General features: G+C 63.1%; 24 protein-coding genes. 6 read left to right on the top strand and 18 right to left on the bottom strand.

Going from position 1 to position 22621, the window contains the following annotated elements:
* Positions 1-149 precede the first annotated feature (149 nt).
* Entirely contained in the window at positions 150-1055 is a 906-nt protein-coding gene (locus tag EN885_RS28430; protein WP_095483181.1) for a DMT family transporter, read from the bottom strand.
* Between the two features lie 617 nt (positions 1056-1672).
* Between EN885_RS28430 and EN885_RS28420 the strand changes: the two genes are divergently transcribed.
* Positions 1673-2179, top strand: a complete 507-nt coding sequence (locus EN885_RS28420; RefSeq protein WP_095483182.1) for an OsmC family protein — start codon at positions 1673-1675, stop codon at positions 2177-2179.
* 15 nt (positions 2180-2194) lie between these two features.
* Here EN885_RS28420 and EN885_RS28415 read toward each other — a convergent pair whose 3' ends face one another.
* From EN885_RS28415 to EN885_RS28340, 14 genes are all read right to left on the bottom strand, one after another.
* Positions 2195-2401, bottom strand: a complete 207-nt coding sequence (locus EN885_RS28415) for a hypothetical protein (RefSeq protein ID WP_095483183.1) — start codon at positions 2399-2401, stop codon at positions 2195-2197.
* A 126-nt stretch (positions 2402-2527) separates the two neighbouring features.
* Positions 2528-3157: a hypothetical protein gene (locus EN885_RS28410; protein WP_095483184.1), complete on the bottom strand. Its 630-nt coding sequence runs from the start codon at positions 3155-3157 to the stop codon at positions 2528-2530.
* Positions 3158-3239: 82 nt separating this feature from the next.
* Positions 3240-3992 carry an SDR family NAD(P)-dependent oxidoreductase gene (locus EN885_RS28405; protein ID WP_128335239.1) on the bottom strand — a complete coding sequence of 251 codons (753 nt, stop codon included), beginning with the start codon at positions 3990-3992 and terminating at the stop codon, positions 3240-3242.
* 220 nt (positions 3993-4212) lie between these two features.
* Entirely contained in the window at positions 4213-5682 is a 1470-nt protein-coding gene (gene purF / locus EN885_RS28395) for an amidophosphoribosyltransferase (RefSeq protein ID WP_126107143.1), read from the bottom strand.
* 79 nt (positions 5683-5761) lie between these two features.
* The gene (locus EN885_RS28390; protein WP_095483186.1) at positions 5762-6430 is read right to left on the bottom strand and encodes a CvpA family protein; all 669 of its coding nucleotides are present in this window, start codon (positions 6428-6430) and stop codon (positions 5762-5764) included.
* A 27-nt stretch (positions 6431-6457) separates the two neighbouring features.
* Positions 6458-7861: a DNA repair protein RadA gene (gene radA / locus EN885_RS28385; RefSeq protein ID WP_127205922.1), complete on the bottom strand. Its 1404-nt coding sequence runs from the start codon at positions 7859-7861 to the stop codon at positions 6458-6460.
* A 250-nt stretch (positions 7862-8111) separates the two neighbouring features.
* A complete protein-coding gene (locus tag EN885_RS28375; protein WP_095483188.1) occupies positions 8112-9602 on the bottom strand; it encodes a replicative DNA helicase in 1491 nt (496 codons plus the stop codon).
* Between the two features lie 264 nt (positions 9603-9866).
* Positions 9867-10838, bottom strand: coding sequence for a small ribosomal subunit Rsm22 family protein (locus EN885_RS28370; RefSeq protein ID WP_128243656.1), 972 nt, complete (start codon positions 10836-10838; stop codon positions 9867-9869).
* Positions 10839-10841: 3 nt separating this feature from the next.
* Complete coding sequence (locus tag EN885_RS28365) at positions 10842-11165, bottom strand: YnfA family protein (RefSeq protein ID WP_095483296.1); 324 nt, start codon at positions 11163-11165, stop codon at positions 10842-10844.
* A gap of 85 nt (positions 11166-11250) precedes the next feature.
* Positions 11251-12540 (bottom strand): cyclopropane-fatty-acyl-phospholipid synthase family protein, encoded by a 1290-nt coding sequence (locus tag EN885_RS28360; protein WP_128243657.1) that lies wholly within the window; start codon positions 12538-12540, stop codon positions 11251-11253.
* 177 nt (positions 12541-12717) lie between these two features.
* Complete coding sequence (gene rplI, locus EN885_RS28355) at positions 12718-13302, bottom strand: 50S ribosomal protein L9 (RefSeq protein ID WP_128243658.1); 585 nt, start codon at positions 13300-13302, stop codon at positions 12718-12720.
* Positions 13303-13515: 213 nt separating this feature from the next.
* Positions 13516-13764 carry a 30S ribosomal protein S18 gene (gene rpsR / locus EN885_RS28350; protein ID WP_006203718.1) on the bottom strand — a complete coding sequence of 83 codons (249 nt, stop codon included), beginning with the start codon at positions 13762-13764 and terminating at the stop codon, positions 13516-13518.
* Positions 13764-14258: a 30S ribosomal protein S6 gene (rpsF, locus tag EN885_RS28345; RefSeq protein WP_029354402.1), complete on the bottom strand. Its 495-nt coding sequence runs from the start codon at positions 14256-14258 to the stop codon at positions 13764-13766. The genes rpsR and rpsF overlap by 1 nt, the downstream gene beginning before the upstream one ends.
* Positions 14259-14562: 304 nt before the next feature.
* A complete protein-coding gene (locus EN885_RS28340; protein WP_126107139.1) occupies positions 14563-16488 on the bottom strand; it encodes an LTA synthase family protein in 1926 nt (641 codons plus the stop codon).
* A gap of 267 nt (positions 16489-16755) precedes the next feature.
* On the opposite strand from EN885_RS28340, the gene fabD reads away from it, so the two are divergent.
* Both fabD and fabG read left to right on the top strand, forming a co-directional pair.
* Complete coding sequence (gene fabD, locus EN885_RS28335; protein WP_127205924.1) at positions 16756-17697, top strand: ACP S-malonyltransferase; 942 nt, start codon at positions 16756-16758, stop codon at positions 17695-17697.
* 60 nt (positions 17698-17757) lie between these two features.
* Positions 17758-18495 (top strand): 3-oxoacyl-[acyl-carrier-protein] reductase, encoded by a 738-nt coding sequence (gene fabG / locus EN885_RS28330; protein WP_128243659.1) that lies wholly within the window; start codon positions 17758-17760, stop codon positions 18493-18495.
* A gap of 316 nt (positions 18496-18811) precedes the next feature.
* Here fabG and EN885_RS34355 read toward each other — a convergent pair whose 3' ends face one another.
* From EN885_RS34355 to EN885_RS28315, 3 genes are read right to left on the bottom strand one after another with little or no spacing between them, the layout of a single operon-like run.
* Entirely contained in the window at positions 18812-18979 is a 168-nt protein-coding gene (locus tag EN885_RS34355; protein WP_245493160.1) for a hypothetical protein, read from the bottom strand.
* Between the two features lie 9 nt (positions 18980-18988).
* Entirely contained in the window at positions 18989-19285 is a 297-nt protein-coding gene (locus EN885_RS28320) for a hypothetical protein (RefSeq protein ID WP_095483195.1), read from the bottom strand.
* Between the two features lie 25 nt (positions 19286-19310).
* Entirely contained in the window at positions 19311-19712 is a 402-nt protein-coding gene (locus tag EN885_RS28315) for a hypothetical protein (RefSeq protein ID WP_128243660.1), read from the bottom strand.
* A 206-nt stretch (positions 19713-19918) separates the two neighbouring features.
* Between EN885_RS28315 and EN885_RS28310 the strand changes: the two genes are divergently transcribed.
* The 3 genes from EN885_RS28310 to fabF all read left to right on the top strand — a co-directional run bounded on the left by EN885_RS28310 (position 19919) and on the right by fabF (position 22601).
* Entirely contained in the window at positions 19919-20614 is a 696-nt protein-coding gene (locus EN885_RS28310; protein ID WP_128243661.1) for a DUF3011 domain-containing protein, read from the top strand.
* A 453-nt stretch (positions 20615-21067) separates the two neighbouring features.
* A complete protein-coding gene (locus EN885_RS28305) occupies positions 21068-21304 on the top strand; it encodes an acyl carrier protein (RefSeq protein ID WP_006203723.1) in 237 nt (78 codons plus the stop codon).
* 34 nt (positions 21305-21338) lie between these two features.
* Positions 21339-22601: a beta-ketoacyl-ACP synthase II gene (gene fabF, locus EN885_RS28300; RefSeq protein ID WP_095483199.1), complete on the top strand. Its 1263-nt coding sequence runs from the start codon at positions 21339-21341 to the stop codon at positions 22599-22601.
* Positions 22602-22621 lie beyond the last annotated feature (20 nt).

Raw genomic sequence — 22621 nt, 5'->3', positions numbered from 1 at the left:
GGCGGGCCCACCAAGCTGACCTGGAAAAAAAAAGCCGGCCTTCCGGTCGGCTGGAGGTGAGACGGGCCGAGGGGTTTGGGGGGACTTGGGGGTGGCCCGTCAAACCCAACAATGCTTGAACCCGATGATGGTTCCACGATTTTGCAAATTTATTTCAGAGGCAGACTTTCCCGGGCAGAGCGCTGCCTCGCCGCTTGCCAGTCGCGCCCGGCATGGGCGAACACCGCGCAGAGCACGATGGCGCCGCCGATCATGCTGGCGGCCGGCGGGATCTCGGCCAGGAACAGGAAGGCGAACAGGATCGCGAACGGCACTTCAGCCGAACCCAGCAGGCCGGATTCGGCCGCTGGAATGAGCCGCGCGCCCTCCGTCCACAGGATCGAGGCCAGCGCGAAAGACGCGCCGAAGGCGACGAGCAGCACTGCGTCTCTGGTTGAGACGGCTAGCGGGTCGGTGACGAACCAGCCGAGCACGAACAGGAGGAATGCCGATACCGCACCGGCCCACACCACAGGCGTGTCACGGAAGGCGCGCACCATGATCATGTAGAGCGCGGCGCCGACCGTCATCAGTAGCGCCAGCCCGTCACCGAACAGATTGCCGGTGCCGAAGCCGGACCACACCATGATCGCCACACCGCCGAGCGATACGGTGGCGGCGGCAAGCGTTTGCAGGCGGAAGCGCTCACGAACCAGCACGAAGGCAAGCAGCGCGGTGACGAAGGGTGCGGTGGCGTAGATGATCGCGACATTGGCGACGAAGGTGAATTTGAACGCTGAGATGAAGGCGATGCTGGCCAGCGCACCCTCGATCGCCAGCAGCCAGCCGCGCCAGCCGAGGCGCAGGCTTTCACGCCTGCCGGAGCGGCGGCGGCGCCACAGCACATAGAGGGTGATCAGGATCGAGCCGACGAAGCCGCGCCAGCACGTGATGGTCAGCGGGTCGGCATGGATCGACTTGGTCAACACTCCGGTGAGGCCAAAGACGGCCGCCGACGCCGAAACCAGGATGATGCCAAGGGTGCGCTCGGCGGCGGTTTCGGTGGTGGCTGGCATGCTTAGGGATCCCGTCATGTCACCAGACTATGCTGCCTTGTCCTGACACCGTACTGTCAGCAGGGGGTGCCGCATCCTACAGTCGCTTGAGGAAATGTTCGTTGCCGATGATCAGCAGGCCGGCCGCGACGATCAGGGTTTCAGCGTACGCTACACGGGTGGAACCCTGCGCGGCGCTGCGCCAGCGGCGAGCTAGCGTTGGGGCAGGGCCTGGCGGCTCGGGTATCCCGTCCGGCCGATGCGGTTGAAGGGCGCTCCCGGGGCATGGAGCCGGGCCTTGGCCGCGCACCAGACAATACTGGAAGGCCGGCTGCGCCAGCTTTCCGGCGTGATAGAGAAGATCGGCAGACTACGGACGACCTCGCTCGAGGCGAGGCGCCAACCGCCGGGGAACTGGTGCGCTCAATGGCGCCGGACGCCAGACTCAGCGGGCTCGGACGGATGGCGTCATCGCGTGGCGGCCCCAGGTCGCATGAAAAGGCACCCGGTCTAATGACGCACCAATATCCGGACAGCTTGTCACTCTGATCCAAATGTCGTGAAATCGAGGTTTAGGCCGTAGAGCCTATTCGAGTATCGTGACGAGCGATGAAGATGACTGTCGAAAAGGGTTGGACATGGATGCCACCGGATTGAAGGCCATGCAGGCGCCGCTCAAGGACGCCTATCGCGACGACGCGTCGAGCGCGCTGGTCACGCTCAGGGCCAGGGGCTCGATCGACGACCAGTCGATCGCCTGCAAAGTTGAGACGGGCCGGGCGCTGGCCGTTGCCGGTCTCCATCCGGCTACCGGCGGTTCGGGGCTCGAACTGTGCTCGGGCGACATGCTGTTGGAGGCGCTGGTCGCTTGCGCCGGCGTGACGCTTAAGGCGGTGGCGACGGCGCTGGAGTTCAAACTCGGAGCCGCCACGGTGGAGGCCGAAGGCGATCTCGATTTTCGCGGCACCTTAGGTGTGGCAAGAGATGCGCCGGTCGGCTTCCGCGCCATCCGGCTGAATTTCATCCTCGACACCGACGAGCCACAAGAGCGCATCGACACTCTGCTCAAATTGACCGAACGCTACTGCGTGGTGTTCCAGACCATCAATGCCAAGCCGGAGCTGACGGTAAGCGCGCGCCGCTGAAACGCGCGCCGCCGGCTATTCACTTTCGCCCTCGTCGGCGAAGGGCGAGGCGCTCGGCACGCACTGCACCGACCAGCCGGCCGGCGTCGGCTGCTTCTGATATTCGGTGACGGCGGAGGTGCATTGTTCGCGGGTGTCGAACGTGCTGGGCAGCACCACCATGCCGCCTTGCGGGCCGGCAATCACCAGATACCAGACCAACGCTACGCTCGAAGCCGCCATGGGAAATTCCTCGTTTGTTGTGGGATTCGGGCGATCCTATCAACTCCGCGCGGTCGACGAAAGCGCGGCTGGCGCGGTGGTTCGCCACGGCATCACGGCGTGAGGTTCGACGTTTGTTTGAACAGCTCAGTTCGCGGCAAAGCAGTAGAACAGGCCGTCGCCGCCGGTGCTCTTCAGCGCCTCCTGACTGCAGCCGCCGCGTGAAGCGTGCGAGGAATTCCACGATTTGGCGGCGGCCGAATCGTCGAGACCGGCGCGATCGTGATGGCCCGTCATTGCCGCACCTTCTGCTCCGCTGAGCGTCCAGTCGCCGCAGGTCTGGTCGGCGATTTTCGTGCCGTCGGGCTTGGAGCCGGTCAGCACGTCGTGCCGGTTGGGCTTGTCGCCGCGGCCGTTGACCACGTTGCCCTTTTCGTCGAGCGCCGTCTGCTTGGTGATGGCGTTGGCATCACTGTGCAGCGACGCGACATCGTCGGCGATCTTGTCGCCCTTGGCGTTGAACCACGGTCCCTTGCCGATGCGATCGCGCGCATCGGTGTCGCTGGTCGAGAGATAGGCGCGCCATGTCTTGCCGGTCACGCCGGCGGCTTCAGCCAGCGACCCGCAATGCGCATCGGCGCCCGCCAGGCCGCCGAGATCGGCGCCCTTGCCCGAGCCGACGCTGGTGACGAAGAAGCTCATTGTCGTATCCTGTGAGGATGCGACGCCGACGGCTGCAAGCGATGCGGCGGCGGTGACGAGAAGCAGTCTGCGCATGGTGGTCCTCCGTTTTGCGAAAACTAGGCATTCCAACAACGTCGGTGGCGGCGCAATTCTTCCGCCAAAATACGCGGTGCGTCTACTCCGGCTGCCGGTAGGCGACAAAACGGTTGTGCTTGGCCTGGAAGATCAGCCCGGTTTCCCTAAGCGCAGGGCTGGCCAGCGGCACGATGCGTTTGGCGATCTCCGAGGGACGCGGCAGCGTTCCCGGATCCTCGCCGGGCACCGCCTGCGCCCGCATGGCGGTGCGGGTGGCGCCGGGGTCGGCGGCATTGACCCTGAGGGCCAAGTTTTCCGTCTCATGCGCCCAGGAACGCATCATGGTCTCGACCGCCGCCTTCGACGCCGCATAGGGCGCCCAGAAGGCCCGCGCCGAATGGGCGGCGTTGGAGGAAAGCACGATGGCGCGACCGGCATCGGAGAGCCTGAGCAGCGGGTCGACCGAGCGGATCAGCCGCCATGTCGAGGTGACGTTGATGGTCATCACCTTCTCGAAGGTCTTGGCCTCGACATGGCCGATCGGCGAGATCACGCCGAGCACCCCGGCATTGGCGACGAGAACGTCGAGCTTGCCCCAGCGTTCGTGGATGGCACCGCCCAGCCGGTCGATGCCGGCCATGTCGGCGAGGTCGAGCGGCACAAGCGTGGCTTGTCCGCCCGCCGCCTTGATCTGATCGTCGAGTTCCTCCAGTCCGCCGACGGTGCGGGCAACCGCGATGACATGCGCTCCGGCAGCGGCAAGCTCCAGGGCGATGAAGTAGCCGATGCCGCGCGAGGCGCCGGTGACGACCGCGACACGGCCGGAAAGATCGAGGGCAGGGGCGGGGATCATGCGAGAGCCTCCGTGAGTAGGCGTGAAAACACCCCCCTCTGTCCTGCCGGACATCTCCCCCTCAAGGGGGGAGATTGGCCCTCATCCGGCTCAGCGCCCGTTTTGCGACCGTCGCGATTGGCGAAAGTCGATAGTTCAGCCGATCTCCCCCCTTGAGGGGGAGATGTCCGGCAGGACAGAGGGGGGTAAACTGGGGAAGGCAAATGGTGGTCCGGCAACCCTACGACCCGCCCGCCGCCAAGAGCGACAGCGTGCGCACATTGTCCGAACCTTCGAAGTCGGCAAGCCGGGTCGGATATTGCCCGGTGAAGCAGGCGTCGCAGAATTGCGGCTGCTCGTTGTCGCGGCCGGCCTCGCCGACGGCGCGGTAGAGCCCGTCGATCGACAGGAATCCGAGCGAATCGACGCGGATGAACTCGGCCATCTCTTCCACCGACATGCGTGATGCCAAGAGCTTCGACTTCTCCGGCGTGTCGACGCCGTAGAAGCAGGAGGCGCGTGTTGGCGGCGAGGCGATGCGCATGTGCACTTCCTTGGCGCCGGCATCGCGCACCATCTGCACGATCTTCTGGCTGGTGGTGCCACGCACGATCGAATCGTCGACCAGCACCACGCGCTTGCCCTCGATCATGCGGCGGTTGGCGTTGTGCTTGAGCTTGACGCCCATGTGGCGGATCGAATCGCCAGGCTGGATGAAGGTGCGGCCGACATAGTGATTGCGGATGATGCCGAGCTCGAACGGGATGCCCGCGGCTTGCGAAAAGCCGATCGCCGCCGGGGTGCCGCTGTCCGGCACCGGCACGACGATATCGGCCTCGACCGGGCTTTCGAGCGCCAGCTCGGCGCCGATGCGCTTGCGCACCTCGTAGACGTTGCGGCCTTCGACCGACGAATCCGGACGCGCGAAATAGACATATTCGAAGATACAGAAGCGGGTCTTCTGCGGTTCGAAGGGAAACAGGCTCTCGATGCCCTTGGTGGTGACGACAACCATCTCGCCGGGCTTCAGGTCGCGCACGAAACGCGCACCGATGATATCGAGCGCGCAGGTTTCGGAAGCCAGGATCCAGGCGCCGTCGAGATCGCCGAGCACCAGCGGCCGGATGCCGAGCGGATCGCGGCAGCCGATCATCTTCTTTGCCGTCATCGCCACCAGCGAGAAGGCGCCTTCGACCTGGCGCACCGCATCGATGAAGCGCGAGTTGAGATCGCGTTCCCTGCTGGTGGCAACCAGATGCAGCAGCGTCTCGGTGTCGGAGGTCGACGAGAAGATCGCGCCCTGTTTCTGCAGCGCGCGCTGCACGGTCATGGCGTTGGTGAGGTTGCCGTTGTGGGCGACAGCGAAGCCGCCATCGGCGAGTTCGGCGAAAAACGGCTGGATGTTGCGCTGGCCAGCACCGCCCGTGGTGGCGTAGCGCGTGTGGCCGATAGCGCGGTTGCCCTGCAGGCTGTCGATGACGCGCTGCTTGGTGAAGGTGTCGCCGATCAGGCCGACATGATGTTCGACGTGGAACTGGGTGCCATCATAGGAAACGATACCGGCCGCTTCCTGGCCGCGATGCTGCAACGCATGCAGGCCAAGTGTGACGATAGCTGCGGCATCCTGCCGGCCAAAAATACCGAACACACCGCATTCGTCGTGGAAATGATCGTCAGCTTCGGCGGAAAGCACGTCGTCTGCGTCTGCCATCTTCAGCTCCGCTAAAGTCGCTATATAGTGTGATGACTGCTCGAGAGCAACGTAGAGTTTGCGGCTTTTCACATGATCGTCAGTTTGCCGGCGCCGGATTGGCCGGTGCATTGTCGGCCGGTGGCGCGTCGGTCTCGCTGCCATCGAGCGCCGGAGCATCGTCGCCGGTTGCCGGCGCGTCCGCTGCCGGTGCATCCGCCGCCGGTGGCGTCTCGGCGCCGGTCTCGGGTGCCGGCTGGCTAGGATTGAGCCTGTTGAGGATCGCGTTTTCCGGGTCCTCGGGCAGCAGGCTTTCGAGCTTGGCGCCGAGCGATTCGAGCAGCGGCCGCGACTTGGCGTTGGCGACCCAGCCCGGAGCCTTGGGACCGGCCAGCCAGTTGAAGAACAGCAGGGCCACCGCAACGACCAGAATGCCGCGCGCCGCGCCGTAGAGGAAACCGAGCGTGCGGTCGAGCGCGCCGATCCTGGAATCGATGATCCAGTCGGCGAGTTTCATGGTGATGACGGAAACGACGATCAGCGCGATGATGAAGACGATGCCGGCGGCGGCCACCATGGCAATCTTCTCATTGTCGACATAGGGCTGAACGTAAGGCAGGACCGGTTTGTAGAAGAAGAACGCCGCCGCTGCCGCCACTATCCAGGAGATGACCGAGAGGATTTCGCGCGAAAAGCCGCGAACCATGGCGAGCATCGCCGAGACCAAGGTGAAGCCGACGAGAATTCCGTCAAGCAGCGTAATCGGCATGTCTTTTGCCCCACTTCATGAGCCGCGTCATTCTTGCTCGTCGGCGCGGCTGCGCCGTGAGCCGGCTATGCGCGCCACGAGATCGGCAAGCTCGGTGGGCTGGAAAGCGCCGGCCCCTATCCCCCCGGCAAGTTCCTCGCTGCCCAAGGGCAGAACCGCGCTTCCAAAACCCAGCTTTTCGGCTTCCTTCAGGCGCTGCTGCGCATGCGCAACCGGCCTTACGGCGCCCGAAAGGCTGATTTCGCCGAAATAGACGCAATCGGCCGGAAGGGCAAGACCGGTGAGCGAGGAAACCAGTGCGGCCGCCACCGCCAGATCGGCGGCCGGCTCCGAGATACGGTAGCCGCCGGCAACATTGAGATAGACGTCGTGGGTCCCGAAGCGGACCCCGCAATGGGCTTCGAGAACCGCGAGGATCATCGACAGCCGGGCGCCGTCCCAGCCGACGACGGCGCGGCGTGGCGTGCCCAGCGACGACGGCGCCACCAGCGCCTGGATCTCGACCAGCACCGGGCGGGTTCCCTCCATGCCGGCGAAAACCGCAGCGCCCGGCGCTTTCGCATGGCGTTCGCCGAGAAAAAGCTCGGACGGATTGGCGACCTCGCGCAGGCCCATATCAGACATTTCGAAGACGCCGATCTCGTCGGTCGGTCCGAAGCGGTTCTTGACCGTGCGCAGGATGCGATAGTGGTGGCCGCCTTCGCCCTCGAAATAAAGCACCGCGTCGACCATATGCTCGACGACGCGCGGCCCGGCGATCTGGCCTTCCTTGGTGACGTGGCCGACAAGCACGATCGCCGCCCCTGTGGATTTCGCATAGCGGATCATCGCCTGGGCGGCGGCGCGCACCTGGGTCACGGTGCCGGGAGCCGAATCGGCCATGTCGGTCCACAAGGTCTGGATCGAATCCAGAATCACCAGATCCGGCCGCTTGCCGTCGGCGATGGTGGCGAGGATGTCCTCGACATTGGTTTCGGCGGCAAGCTCCACCGGAGTGTCGGCGACGCCGAGCCGCTGCGCGCGCAGCCTGATCTGGGCGACGGCCTCTTCGCCTGAGACATAGACGATGCGGTGGCCCTTTGCCGCGAGTGCCGCGGCCGCCTGGGTGAGTAGCGTCGACTTGCCGATGCCGGGATCGCCGCCGACCAGAAGGGCCGAGCCGCGCACGAAACCGCCGCCAGTGGCGCGGTCGAGCTCGCCGATGCCGGAGACGATGCGCGGCGCGTCCTCGATGTCGCCGGACAAAGTCGTGAGCACCACGGCGCGGCCCTTGCGGGCATTGCGGGTGTTGGCCGGACCCGAGCCGATGCCGCCGGACGTGCCTTCCTCGACCAGCGTGTTCCACTCGCCGCAGGCATCGCATTTGCCGGCCCAGCGCTGATGCACCGAACCGCAATTCTGGCAGATGAACTGGATGCGCGATTTGGCCAAACTGCTACCTTCCCGCCAATTGGCGAGCGCCGTGATCCTTCGCGCCCCCCTCTGTCCTGCCGGACATCTCCCCCACGAGGGGGGAGCCCGGATTGCGCTTCGGGCTTCGCCAACTTTCGGCGTTGCAGAAAAGAGGGCTGGCGTAGACGACAGCCAATCTCCCCCCTCGTGGGGGAGATGTCCGGCAGGACAGAGGGGGGCGCCGTAGAGCGCTGCTGTCCCGCATCTTTGGTGCGACGTTGGTCAAAAGCTACTCAAACCTCTCCGCAATATGATGCTCCTCGGCGAGGTCGGAGAAGCGGGTGAACTCGCCCTGGAAGGCGAGGCTGACTGATCCGGTCGGTCCGTGGCGCTGCTTGGCAACGATGACCTCGGCCTTGCCGCGCATCTCGTTCATCTCGTTTTCCCATTTGATGTATTCGTCTGTGCCGGGCTTCGGCTCGCGGTTCTTCAGATAGTATTCCTCGCGGTAGACGAACATCACCACGTCGGCGTCCTGCTCGATCGAGCCCGATTCGCGCAGATCCGAGAGCTGCGGGCGCTTGTCGTCGCGGCTTTCGACTTGGCGCGACAGCTGCGACAGCGCGATGATCGGCACGGCAAGTTCTTTGGCCAGCGCCTTCAGGCCAGTGGTGATCTCGGTGATTTCCTGCACGCGGTTCTGCGAGGATTTCGCGCTCGATCCTTGCATCAGCTGGATATAGTCGATGACGATGACGTCGAGGCCGCGCTGGCGCTTCAGCCGTCGCGCGCGCGCCGACAGCTGGGCGATCGAGATGCCGCCGGTCTGGTCGATGAATAGCGGGATCTTCTGCATGGTCTGCGAGCAGGCGACCAGCTTTTCGAAGTCCATCTCGCTGATCTCGCCGCGGCGGATTTTTGACGACGGGATTTCGGTCTGCTCGGAAATGATGCGGGTGGCGAGCTGTTCCGACGACATTTCGAGTGAGAAGAAACCGACGACACCGCCATTGGCCGCCTTGAACGAGCCGTCGGCCTGTTGCGCCGGCACATAGGCCTCAGCGATGTTGAAGGCCATGTTGGTGGCGAGCGAGGTCTTGCCCATGCCGGGGCGGCCGGCGATGATGATCAGATCGGACGGCTGCAGGCCGCCCATGCGGCGGTCGAGATCGCGCAGGCCGGTGGCGACGCCCGACAGATGTCCGTCTCGCATATAGGCGGCGTTGGCCATGTCGACGGCGGTTTTAACCGCGTCGGTGAAGCTCTCGAAGCCGCCATCGTAGCGACCGGTCTCGGCCAGCTCGAACAGGCGCCGCTCGGCATCCTCGATCTGCTCGGACGGCGACATGTCGACCGGCGCATCGTAGGCGATGTTGACCATGTCTTCGCCGACGGTGATCAGAGCGCGCCGCGTGGCGAGATCGTAGATGGCGCGGCCGTAGTCGGCGGCGTTGACGACGGTGACCGCCTCGACAGCCAGCCGCACGACATATTGCGCAACCGTCATGTCCCCGACCTTCTCGTCGGCCGGCAGGAAGGTCTTCAGCGTGATCGGCGTCGCTACCTTGCCCATGCGAATGAGCTCGGCGGCGACCTCGAAGATTTTTCTGTGCAGCGGCTCGTAGAAATGACCGGATTTCAGGAAGTCCGAGACGCGGTAGAAGGCATCGTTGTTGACCAGGATGGCGCCGAGTAGCGCCTGCTCGGCTTCAATGTTGTTCGGCGCCTCCCGATAGAGCGGTGTTTCCGCCACGCCGAATTTTCGCGCTGCTTCTGCCATGATGTCCCCGGTTCCGATCCCGGCTTCTCGATATCAGAATGGGACAAATCCATGCTGACTTATCTGCAACAGTGCCTGTCCAACCGGCTTTGATGCCCACTGTTCACAGGAACGACAAACCGTCCACAGGACAGTATTCCCGCGCTCTGATTCGGGTTGACTCGACAAGGTGGCGATTCTACGCGTCGCCTTGAACAAATCAAGAACGAAATGCGTCAGAGAGATGCACAGAAGATGCGCCGGAAGTGAAGTGAGGCTGCATCTTCATTCGTCTGCCGAATCGCCCCAGTCCAACCGCCGGGCCAGCCTGAAAACATCGCCGTCGCGCTTGGTGAAAAGTCTCTCGCCGGCGTTTCCGTCCTTTTCGCAAAGTTTCAGCAGGACCTTGCCGGAGCCGGGTTTCGGCGGTGCTATCACCCGCGCCTGCGGGGGGTGGACGGCCGGATGGCGGGAGGCGGCGACGTAGATGAATTTCTCGTCCTCCCACGGCACGTCGGCGTCCTTGGCCAGCCGGTGCAGGCGCGAGCGCGCGACACGGCGCGAAAAATGGCACCAGTCGGGCGCCGCGAGCGGGCAGGGCGCCTCATGCGGGCAAGGCGCAAGCACATGCGCGCCCGCCTCGATCAGGTGCCGGCGCACGGCAAGGATGCGCTGCCATCCGGCCGGCGTGCCCGGCTCGACGACCAGCAGCGTGTCGTCGGTCAGGTGCCAGAGCCGGTCGATGAGTTTTGGCAGCGATGCCGGCGCGATCTCGTCCAGCACATAGGCGCAGGTGACCAGCTCGGCCGGCTTGAGGTCGGCAAGGTCGATGGTGACATCGCCGGCCAGCCAGGCGATCCTGGCCGTCATCGCCTCAGTGGCAAGCGCCTCGCCGATCCGGCGCACCGCGGCGCTCGCCTCGATCAGCACCGCCTGCTCGAGGTCGGGCCAGAGATCGAGCGCGGCCCAAAGCACCGTGCCAGGGCCAGCGCCGACATCGAGCAGGGTTTTCGGCGCATAGTCGGGCCGTGCCTCGCTGACCGCATCAAGGCTGGCACGGACGGCGGCGTAGGTCGCCGGCAGCCGCGTCGCCAGATAGGCCTTGACCGCCATCTCCTCGGCCATGTGCAGGCGGCCGTCGCGCAACTCGGCGCGGTAGCGGTCCGATAGCGTCTTTGCCGTCTGCTTCAACGTCGGCAGCGGCACTTTTTCGAGGAGCCGCTCGACGCCCTGCCGAAGCGGGATAGGCAGTTCCATAGCTCACGCCCCCCGAGGCGCGAGCAGGATGACCGAGGCGCCGACGATGCAGAGCGCGGACCCGGCAATATCCCAACGGTCGGGACGCACGCCTTCCACCAGCCACAACCATCCGAGCGAGGCGGCAATGTAAATGCCGCCATAGGCGGCATAGGCGCGGCCCGCCGCACTGATGTCTACCAGCGCCAGCAGGAATGCGAACAAAGCGAGTGAGGCCAGGCCTGGAGCCAGCCACAGCGGCGACTTTTCCAGCCGCCACCACGCCCACGCCGAAAAGCAGCCGGCGATCTCGGCAAGGGCAGCAACGATATAGATGAGATAGGTCATGAAAAAAGGTCTCGCGGCGATGGCGAGACCTTTTTCAGCGTGCGGGCCGGCAATGGCAAGCGGCAATGGCGAGATCGCCGGAAGTCTATTCCGTATCCGCCACCTTGCGGCGGCGCGCGGGCTTGGCGGCAGGGGCTTTTGGGCGATGCCCCATGTCGCGCATGTCCAGCGCCTTCTCGCATTTGGCCATGTAGTCGCGCGTCATCGGCAAGGTATCGTTCTTCTTCGCAATCTGGATCTGGAAGATCACCAGGTCCTGCCAGCGGAAGGCGGCTTCAGAGGCCGCCAGATAGAACTCCCACATGCGGCAGAAGCGCTCGTCGTAAATCGCCTTGGCCTTGTCGCGATTGGCAGCGAAGCGCTGGCCCCAGTGCTTCAGCGTATCGGCATAATGCAGCCGCAGGATTTCGATGTCGGTGACGACGAGGCCCGACTTCTCGATCGCCGGCATCACCTCCGATAGCGCAGGGATGTAGCCGCCCGGGAAGATATACTTGCGGATGAAGGCGCTGGTTGCCCACGGCACGCCGGAGCGGCCGATCGTGTGCAGCAGCATGACGCCGTCCGGCTTCAAGAGCGTCGCCGATTTGTCGAAGAAGGTGCGGTAGTGGTTGACGCCGACATGCTCGAACATGCCGACCGATACGATGCGGTCGAAGCGCTCGTTGAGCTCGCGATAATCCCTCAATTCGAAATGCACGCGGTTTTCCAGACCTTGCGCATGGGCCCGGTCGGTGGCGACGCCATGCTGTTCGGTCGACAACGTCACACCTTGCACGTCCACGTCGAAGGACTTGGCGAGATAGAGACCGAGCCCGCCCCAGCCGGAACCGATGTCGAGCACGGTTTGGCCGGCCTTCAGCCTGAGCTTGGCGGCAATGTGGCGCTTCTTGGCAGCCTGCGCCTCATCGAGCGTCATATCCGGCTGCTCGAAATAGGCGCAGGAATACTGCATGTCCTCGTCGAGGAAGAGCCTGTACAGGTCGCCCGACAGATCGTAGTGGCGCTGCACGTTGCGGCGCGCGCGCGCCGCCGTGTTGATTTGCTGCAGGCGGCGGAAGGCGTGGCGCAGGCCCTCGATCGCTTTCGACCAGGTGGCATCGATGCCGCCGCTACCCATGTTCTGGAAGGCGATGCGCATGACCCCCAGCACGCCGCCCTCGAGTATGTCGAGTTCGCCGTCCATATAGGCTTCCGGCACCGCCAGCATCGGATCGAAGGTAATGGCGCGCTCGGCATGCGTGGTCTTGATGTGCATGTGCACCGGCTCGCCGCTGCCGTCGCCGAAAATCACCGACAAGCCCTTCGGTCCGGTGACTTTGAGATTGCCGGTGCGCACCAGGCGGTCGAGAACGCGTTTCAGCAGAATATTCATGACCAAATGTCCCCTCTCGGTCAGACAGCCTGTCCTACTCTGCATCAACATATAGGGTTTCGAAAAGTTCCTGTTGGCACAAAAATGCCCGGGCGAGGCGCCCGGGCATTGGTCCAGAAATAACTGGAAGCCGACGAAATTGTTTAGAGCGCCGCGCTGACGCCCTGTGACGTGCAATCAGCCGTTGTCTTCACCGCCTTCGAACTCGGCATTGGGGTCGAAGAAGTTGTCAGGGCGCGCATTGTCATTGATGTCTTCGCCATAGATGGCTTCGGCGGTGGTCAGCATCTCGCCCTTGGCCTGGCGCTCGGCTTCGTCGGCCGTGCGGGCGATGTTGAGCGTGATGGTGACCTCGACTTCCGGATGCAGCGCGATCGCCACATTGGTAAGACCGATGGTCTTGATCGGCTGGTTGAGCAGGATCTGGTTGCGGTTGACCGAAAAACCTTCCGCCGTCAGCAACTCGGCGATGTCGCGGGTCGACACCGAGCCGTAGAGCTGGCCGGTTTCGCCGGCCGAACGCACGGCGATGAAGCTCTTGCCGTCGAGCTTTTCCGAAACCTGCGTGGCCTCGGACTTGCGCTCGAGGTTACGGGCTTCGAGCTGGGCGCGCTGGCCTTCGAACTTCTTTTTGTTGGCTTCGTTGGCGCGCAGCGCCTTGCCCTGCGGCAGCAGGAAGTTACGGGCGAATCCGTCCTTGCACTTGACGGTATCGCCCATCTGGCCGAGGCGGGAAACGCGTTCGAGAAGAATGACATCCATGGTTTTGTTCCTTCGTTTGGGCGCCAAAATCACTGGCATCGACGCCGAATTGTCTGGAACAGGTCAGGAAGCAGAGGGCGTCGCCGCCAATGTCGCTGTCCTGCCTGTCGCGGCAGTTAGAGGTCTTCACCTCAACCCGGGATTTGATGGTAGACCCCGCGGCGCCCGTCGCCGTGGGAAAAAGCGGGCGGCGAACCGCCCGCTGAAAGAGTGTTAGCGAACCACGTAGGGCAGCAGGCCAAGGAAGCGGGCGCGCTTGATCGCCTTGGCGAGTTCGCGCTGCTTCTTCTGGCTGACGGCGGTGATGCGCGACGGCACGATCTTGCCGCGCTCGGAAATGTAGCGCTGCAGAAGACGTACGTCCTTGTAGTCGATCTTGGGCGCGTTGGCGCCGGAGAACGGGCAGGTCTTGCGGCGGCGATGGAACGGGCGCCGGGTCGGGATCTGGTTGATGTCGACCATTATTCTGCACCCCCTTCAACACCTTCGCGCGGACGGCGCGGACCACGGTCTGCACCGGCGTCGCCACCGAAGCTGCGCGGCGGACGATCGCCACGGTCGCCGCGATCGCGGTCGCCGAACGAGCGCGGGCCGCGGTCACGGTCGCCGAAGCCACCGCGTTCCGAGCGCTCTTCGCGCTTCTGCATCATCGCCGACGGGCCTTCCTCATGCGCATCGACCTTGATGGTGAGGAAACGCAGCACATCTTCGGACAGGCCCATCTGGCGCTCCATCTCGTTGAGCGCGGCCGGCGGGCAGGTGATGTCCATCAGCGTATAGTATGCCTTCCGGTTCTTGTTGACCCGGTAGGTGAGGGACTTCAGTCCCCAGTTCTCGACCCGGCCGACGGACCCGCCATTAGCTGAGATGACGCCCTTGTACTGTTCGACAAGCGCATCGACCTGCTGCTGCGAGAGGTCCTGCCGGGCAAGAAACACATGTTCGTAAAGAGCCATATTGTTCTTTTGCCTTTCTTCGTTTCTCTCCCGGTTCCCGGCGGCAAAAGCCTCTGCAACTTCTCTGACCCGCCGATCCCTAAAGGAGGCGGGGAAGAAAGGAGCATGACGAGACGGTCGAGAGCGGAGACACGGGAGGCGGAAGCGCTTCTGGCCCCACACGAAGGTTTCGAAAAACCTCCGGCCCTCCGTTCAGCCCCCAGCAAGGACCGGCAGATTGCGGGCGTCTATACAGGAATCCGGCTGGATGGCAAGGGCGAGCCGAAAATCCGCCGCAGCAAGGACGACATGTCGCGCGGCAGCTTTAGCTTGTATGCGGGACCAGCTTCTTCACCGTTTCCGGGAAGAAATCGGGCGCTGCGTGGCGCTTGCCGAACATCATGTCGTATTGCAGCAGGCGGAAATCGCGAATGGCCGGGTCGATTTTCTTCTTGCGCGCCCACTCCGGCGTGGCCTCGCCGGCCGGCGTCAACAGCAGATTGCGGTCAACGACACGGTAATGCTCGCGCATCTGGCCGAGGAAGCCGGTGTAATAGGGGTGGCTGATCCCGGCCGTGGTCAGGATATGGTAGGGCAGGAAGGCGGGGCTTACCGCGCCCATTTCCGCGGCCGGCCCGGTGCGGTTCGACCATACGATCAGCGGCGTCTGGTGATGCCGCAGCATCTGGTCAGGCGACTCTTTGCGCGGCGCGACATTGTCCTTGAGGAAGCCGGTTTCGACATAGACCGGACCGAGCGGCGGCAGATGGTCGCCGAAGAAGGCGATGACCGTCGGCCGCTGGCGGTTCTTCGCCCATTCGACAAGGCGCTCGAGGCCCTTGTCGGCGTCGGATGCTCCCTCTGTGAAGCTCAGCAGTGAATCCTTCGCCCATTGGCTGGTCGGCGCCTGCACCTTGTGGGTCGGATTGTAGTAGCGATTCGGCTCATAGGGACCGTGGTTCTGCAGGCTGACGGCGAAGAAGAAGAACGGATCGTCGGTGGCGTCGGCCTCGCGGATGATCTCGTCGGTCATCGCCGCGTCCGAGGCCAGCGGCCCGCGCTTTTCGAGATATGGCAGGTTTTCCTCCGACTTGAAGTCGTCGAAACCGAAATCCGCATAGACCGGCGTGCGGTTCCAGAACCAGCTCGTGCCCGGATGGATGGCGCGCGTCTCATAGCCTTGGCTCTTCAGGAACGTGGCCATCGACGGCACCGGCGCGCGGACATATTGCTGGTAAGGGATGCTGCCGGCCGGCAGGAAGGCATTGGAAAAGCCGGTCAGCGCCTCGAACTCGACATTGGCGGTCATGCCGCCGAATTCGGGCGAGAACATCGAGCCCGAGCGCAGCGTCCGCACATTGGGAATCGGATCGGGCGTGATGGTGACGCCGGGCAACTCGGTCGGATCCCAGAAGGATTCGCTCATGACGATGATGATGTCGGGCTTCTCGGCCGGTACGGAGACCGTCACGTCAGGCCTGTCGATTGCCGCGATCGACTTGTCGGAATAGCCCGCAGGCGCCGAGACGTGGGCCATCGGCACGTTGAGCGCGAAGGCGAGCGCGAAGCCGTTGGAGGCGTAGTTTTCCTTCTGGTCCCACATGATCGGGATGATCTGCAACCGGTCACGCGTCCACGAGAAGGTCGCGTAATCCATGATTGAGACGAAGAAGGCGAGCAGCGGCACTGTCAATGTCAGCCGGGCAAGGCGGCCCTTACGGCTGAGCGCCGGTACCCGGCGGCGCCATAGTCGCCAGCCATAGACGAGCAGCGATAGGCCGCCAACGATGCCGACCGCCATAGCGATGGCGGTCCCCGGGCGTTCGCGCACCAGAAGCGGCATCAGCGCCACGATCTGGCGTGAATACAAGAAATCGGTCGGATAGAGCGGATCGCCGAGATAGAGCGATTTCTGATGGCCGACAAAGGCCAGCGCCAGCGTCAGCGGCGCGACGATCATCAGGCTCTGGTGGCTGCGGCCGAGCACGGCATCGAGACCGATGAGGATCAACGCGAAAATGATGATGGTGGTCCAGCCCGGCTTGAACGGCTGCAGGAAGAAGGCGACGGTGCCGGCAAAGTCGCCGCGCACGATCAGTTCGACCGCAAACACCAGAATGGCGGCAGCGAGCAGGCTGACGAGGCCATAGCGGATAACGGGCCATTTCCGGCCCGGCAGATAGCCGGTGGCCGGATCGCCTTCCAGAAACTGTGGCGCGGCCTTGCCGGCGCCTTTCCTCGTCCTTGCCAACTTACAATTCCCCCGACCATACACAAAAGCGTCATTGAGCTGTCATCGATATGTCACAAAAAGCTAGCGCCTGTGGCTGAAATAAGAAGAGCCAGCAAACGAATCGTGAGCGATTTTCATCATGAGTGATCGACAAAAAGCCTTTTGGAACAGGCACTCGGCCAGCGATGCCGAGCCGGAGCGGCTCGGATTGGGCTGATGGCGGACTTGACTTGCCCGCCTGCCTTGCGTCACAGGCAGGAAAAATCAGCCGCTTGGGAGCCACAGATGGCCGTCGCATTTACCTTTCCGGGACAGGGCAGTCAGGCCGTCGGCATGGGCAAGGACCTCGCCGACGCTTTTCCGGAATCGCGGAAGATCTTCGAAGAGGTCGACGACGCGCTCGGCGAAAACCTGTCGAAGCTGATCTGGGAAGGGCCGGAAGAGACGTTGACGCTGACCGCTAATGCCCAGCCGGCGCTGATGGCTGTGTCGCTTGCCGCAATCCACGCGCTGGAATCGCGCGGATTCTCGCTGAAGGACAAGGTCGCCTATGTCGCCGGCCATTCGCTCGGCGAATATTCGGCACTTGCCGCCGCCGGTTTCGTGTCGGTCGCCGATGCAGCCCGGCTCTTGCGTATCCGCGGCAATGCCATGCAGGCGGCAGTGCCGGCCGGCGAAGGCGCCATGGCGGCGATCATCGGGCTGGAACAGGCCGATGTTGAAGCCGCCTGCGCTGAGGCGGCCAAAGGTTCAGTTTGCCAGATCGCCAACGACAATGGCGGTGGCCAGTTGGTGATCTCCGGCGCCAGGGCGGCAGTCGAACTGGCGGCGAAGCTGTGCACGGAAAAGGGCGCCAAGCGGGCGCTGATGCTGCAGGTCTCCGCGCCTTTCCATTCGGCGCTGATGACACCGGCGGCCGAGATCATGCGCGAGGCGCTGGCCGGGGTGACGAAGAACGCGCCTTCCGTGCCCGTGGTCTCCAACGTGTCGGTCACCCCGTCCAGCGATCCGGACGCCATCGCCCGCCGCTTGGTCGAACAGGTGACCGGCCGCGTGCGCTGGCGCGAAACGGTGGAGTGGTTCGGCGCGAATGGCGTTGCGACGCTCTACGAGGTGGGCGCCGGCAAGGTGCTGTCGGGACTGGCGCGGCGCATCAACCGCGAAATCGCCACAGGCGCTGTCGGCACGGCGGCGGATGTCGAGGCGGCATTGGCGGCGTTCGCATAACCGAACCACGATTTGACCCCACCCGTGTGAAGGGTGTTCTCTTAGATCAGGAGACAAGACATGTTCGAATTGACCGGCCGCAAGGCGCTCGTCACAGGTGCATCGGGAGGGATAGGCGAGGCGATCGCCCGGGTGCTGCATGCGCAGGGCGCCATCGTTGGCCTGCACGGCACCCGCGTCGAAAAGCTGGAGACGCTGGCTGCCGAGCTCGGCGACCGGGTCAAGCTGTTTCCGGCCAACCTTTCCAACCGCGACGAGGTCAAGGCGCTCGGCCAGAAGGCCGAGGCCGATCTCGAAGGCGTCGACATTCTCGTCAACAACGCCGGCATTACCAAGGACGGGCTGTTCGTGCGCATGGCGGACGCCGACTGGGATAGCGTGATCGAGGTCAATCTGACCGCCGTGTTCAGGCTGACCCGCGAGCTCACCCATCCGATGATGCGGCGCCGGCACGGCCGCATCATCAACATCACCTCGGTGGTCGGCGTCACCGGCAATCCTGGCCAGACCAATTACTGCGCCTCCAAGGCCGGCATGATCGGCTTTTCCAAGTCGCTGGCGCAGGAGATCGCCACCCGCAACATCACCGTCAACTGCGTCGCCCCGGGCTTCATCGAATCGGCGATGACCGACAAGCTCAACGACAAGCAGAAAGAGGCGATCATGGCGGCGATCCCGACACGGCGCATGGGCACCACCGCCGAAGTCGCTTCCGCCGTCGCCTACCTCGCCTCCAACGAAGCTGCCTATGTCACCGGCCAGACCATCCACGTGAATGGCGGCATGGCGATGATTTGATAAAAGTCAGTTGCATTCACATTTGGCGTTCGTCCAGCAAACTGGCGACGTTTCGCCGTGGACCTCACCCTCTATGCATGATGCCTGCTTACCTGCCGGGCAGGTAACCTGACAGCCCCCGCAAGCCTCGTTCGAAGGCGCGTTGCAGGAGGTTTCACGACCGGTGGGAAAAGAAGAACCGGATGATCCTCTTGAACAGGAACAAACCGACATGGTCCCCCAGACGGTAGTCCGCCACAGACCGGACCAGGAACTATTTCCGCACACCTGAGGGCACTTTTTCTGAGCGTCCGCATCGTTAAAGATAGGACCGGCCTTATGCTCGTTCGGCAATCGGTGGTTCACTTCTTTTGCGTGCACCGGCAGTGCTGTCGAAATCGCGGTGACGATCAAAAGCAGGATTGCAGCAATCGAGTTTCGCATCTTTTGCCCCTCTTTTCCCACGAAGAACAGTATTCAGCTCACTGAACGTTTCGATTTCCATTTCTGGCGGTCAGAGCGTCTCGGCAGCGATGGCGCAAGCAGTCTTTTCCTCAGGTGGACCGAACTTTGCCATTGCGGCTTTTAGATCGGCTTTGTCGAGGCCAAGCTGTGCGACAAGGGAGCTTGCAAGTGTGTTCGCCTGCTCTTGCGTCATCAGCTTTTGGCCCACCGCGGTATCGATGGTCCTGCAGACCGCTCCGATTCCACCGATCGCCGAGCCACCGACTTCGCCTATGAGTCCGCCGCCCAATGCGCCTACGACTACGCCAAGGCCTAGCACCAAAACATAAGAAAAGAAGCGCAGCATCTAACCCCCTTAAGACGACAATCGGTCAGCAGGCCGCATCCGGATCGGCGGCCTTCATCGATTTGCACATCGATTCGTCGATATCTGCTTGATCTTTGCGCACAAGGTCGCTCGGCGATGTCGGCGCCGGCGCTGAATTCTCGGGACTATCGACGAGCGTGCCAACCCCATGTCCACCAATATAGTTCCCATTGGCGTCGTAGTTGGCGTTGCCATTCTTGTCGAACGCGGGTGGCCGAGACCCCGACTCGGCTTGTGTCGGACCTTTCGGAGCTGAATAGCTCACGACTGGCTGACGGTAGCCTGCATAAGGCGGCGGATTCGTTGAACTGCAACCGGAAACAACGAGTGATATTGCCGCCAGTGCGATGAGCGACTTTGTACTGCTGAGCGCAGCCTTCCGGATCATGTTCATGAAAAACAGCATAGACCGGCACAAGTTCGTTGCAAGACCTTCATCAAGTGACGTTAGGTGAACACAATATCGGTGCCTTTATTTCACTGGAGACAGGTAAAACTCGTGGGCTTTTCAGGCGACAAAAATCGTTCATTTGCCCCCGTGCGTCTGCCCGTGCCACATGTACGACTCGAACTGGGTCCGGTTGCCGCTTCCCATTTCAGGAGGAACACCTTGTGAAAAAGTTTCCATCGGCATTCTTCTCGGCGGCGTTGGTCGTCTTCCCAGGCATCTCTCTCATGCCGGCTGCGGCAGCGCCTCACACTGTAGACTGCAGTTCGGTTAAGAATAGGTATGTGGAATGCGCGGCAAGGTATGCTGCACCTGTGCTTGTTATGCAGAAATCGTCGCGCCCATGCATTCTGAACAACACATGGGGATACAACCCAGAGACAGGTTATATCTGGGTTACCGGCGGTTGCCGGGGTGTCTTCGCTGACCAGCATGGCTACCACCACGGGCAAGCCGGCGGCATGGACCCACGTGCAAGGCGGTACAGCAACCAGGGGAATTTTATCGGCTACGGCCCTTTGATCGTGGTGAAGAGAAATACGATCAACCAGAAGGTGATGATTCAAAAGAATGAACTGACAATCATCAATAATCCTCACGATACCGCACGTGTAGCGGACCCGGAGGCAACGCGCGAGATAGATTCGACGCCACAATTCGATAGGAACGGGGAACCGAATTTCGACACGGAGGGTAACTATATTGGCCCCCACGGTCTCGGCGCGTTGGTCGACGCCCCCGAGGCGGAAAGTGCGGCTTCAAGTGGCGATGATCAATCGCTGGGTCAACAGGGCAATGGGGGTGACGTTGACGGGACCGAAGACGAGGCCTGCGGCGGCGATAGCAGTCCGTGCCCTTGACCTGCTCCTGTCATGGACACTGTTCGCGAAGTAATTTTCCTTCGCGTTCGCTCCTCGTATCCGAACAGATTGCCTCACGCTATTCGACTGTATTGAATGAACTCACGATCTGATTTGGCCTGACCCGCAAACTGCGCTTTCGCCGGTCGCCCAGCGCCGTTTTCTGCGCTTCCGCGGCCCTTGGACTTGTAGGCCGGCTCCGCTCCGGCTCTCGACAAAACGCTGCTTGTCTTGGCAGAGCGAGTTATTGGGCAAGCCTCGACTGCGACACTGGAAAAGAGACCATTTCGTCTTGGACGCGCGGCGTTTTTCGTGTAATGCGGCCCGCAACCCGGCGGTTCGGGCAAAAACCGGTCCGGTGCCGTTGCGTTTCCGGCAGGACCATCTTTCAGCTTGATTAGCGGCATTCTGCCCGCTAACGAAGACAGACAACCAAAAGACGAGGATGCCCAAATGAGTGACACCGCAGAGCGCGTCAAGAAGATCGTTATCGAGCACCTTGGCGTCGATGCCGATAAGGTGACGGAGCAGGCGAGCTTCATCGATGATCTGGGCGCGGACAGCCTCGACACGGTCGAACTTGTCATGGCGTTCGAAGAAGAGTTCGGCGTCGAAATTCCCGACGATGCGGCCGAAACCATTCTGACTGTTGGCGATGCAGTGAAGTACATCGACAAGGCTTCGGCCTGACGCTATTTGCAGTCATCACCGAGGAGGACCTGCGATGAGGCGTGTCGTCGTCACGGGCCTTGGGCTGCTTTCGCCGTTCGGCATGGGCTTCGAGCATAGCTGGAAGAAGCTTCTGACCGGCCGCAGCGCAGCCAAGCGCATCACCGAGTTCGAGGTGGAGGATCTTGCCTGCAAGGTCGCCCACGTCATTCCGCGCGGCAACGGTGATAACGCCACCTTCAATCCCGAGGCCGTTCTCGAGCCGAAGGAACTGCGCAAGATCGGCGACTTCATCCTTTACGGGATCGCGGCCGCCGACGAGGCGTTGAAGGATTCGGGGTGGACGCCGAAAACGCATGAGGAGCAGTGCGCCACCGGCGTGCTGATCGGCTCCGGCATCGGTGGCATCGAAGGCATCGCCGAGAACGCGATGATCCTGAAGGAGCGCGGCCCGCGCCGCATCAGCCCGTTCTTCATCCCCGGCCAGATCATCAATCTCGTCTCCGGCCAGGTTTCGATCCGGCATGGGCTGAAAGGCCCTAACCACGCCGTTGTCACCGCTTGCTCCACCGGCGCGCACGCCATCGGCGATGCCGCCCGGCTGATCATGTGGGGCGATGCCGACGTAATGGTCGCAGGCGGCGCCGAGGCGCCGGTGACGCGGCTTTCAATTGCCGGTTTCGCTGCCTGCCGTGCACTGTCCACCGACCGCAACGACGCTCCGGAAACGGCCTCGCGTCCCTATGATCGCGACCGCGACGGCTTCGTCATGGGCGAGGGCGCCGGCGTCGTCATTCTGGAGGAGCTGGAGCATGCCAAGGCGCGCGGCGCCAAGATCTATGCCGAGGTCACCGGTTACGGCCTGACCGGCGATGCCTATCATATCACCGCGCCGGCCGAAGATGGCGACGGCGCCTTCCGCTGCATGGTAGCGGCGCTGAACCGGGCCAAGCTGACGCCCGCAGACGTCGACTACATCAACGCGCACGGCACCTCGACCATGGCAGACACGATCGAGCTCGGCGCCGTCGAGCGGCTGGTCGGCAACGCCGCGTCGAAAATATCGATGTCGTCGACCAAGTCGTCGATAGGCCATCTTCTGGGTGCGGCGGGCGCCGCCGAGGCGATCTTTTCAATCCTCGCCATTCGCGACAACATCGCGCCGGCCACCATCAATCTCGACAACCCGGAGCGCGAAACGGCGATCGACCTGGTGCCGCACAAGCCGCGCGCCCGCCAGGTCGACGTGGCGCTGTCCAATTCCTTCGGCTTCGGCGGCACCAACGCCTCGCTGGTCTTCCAGCGCTACAATGGCTGACCGGTCCGCCGACCGGCACG

The sequence above is a fragment of the Mesorhizobium sp. M6A.T.Cr.TU.014.01.1.1 genome (assembly GCF_004022765.1).
Classification (GTDB): Bacteria; Pseudomonadota; Alphaproteobacteria; order Rhizobiales; family Rhizobiaceae; genus Mesorhizobium; species Mesorhizobium mediterraneum.
Note: the sequence above shows the minus strand (reverse complement) of the source record. Positions and strands in the feature narration are given on the sequence as shown.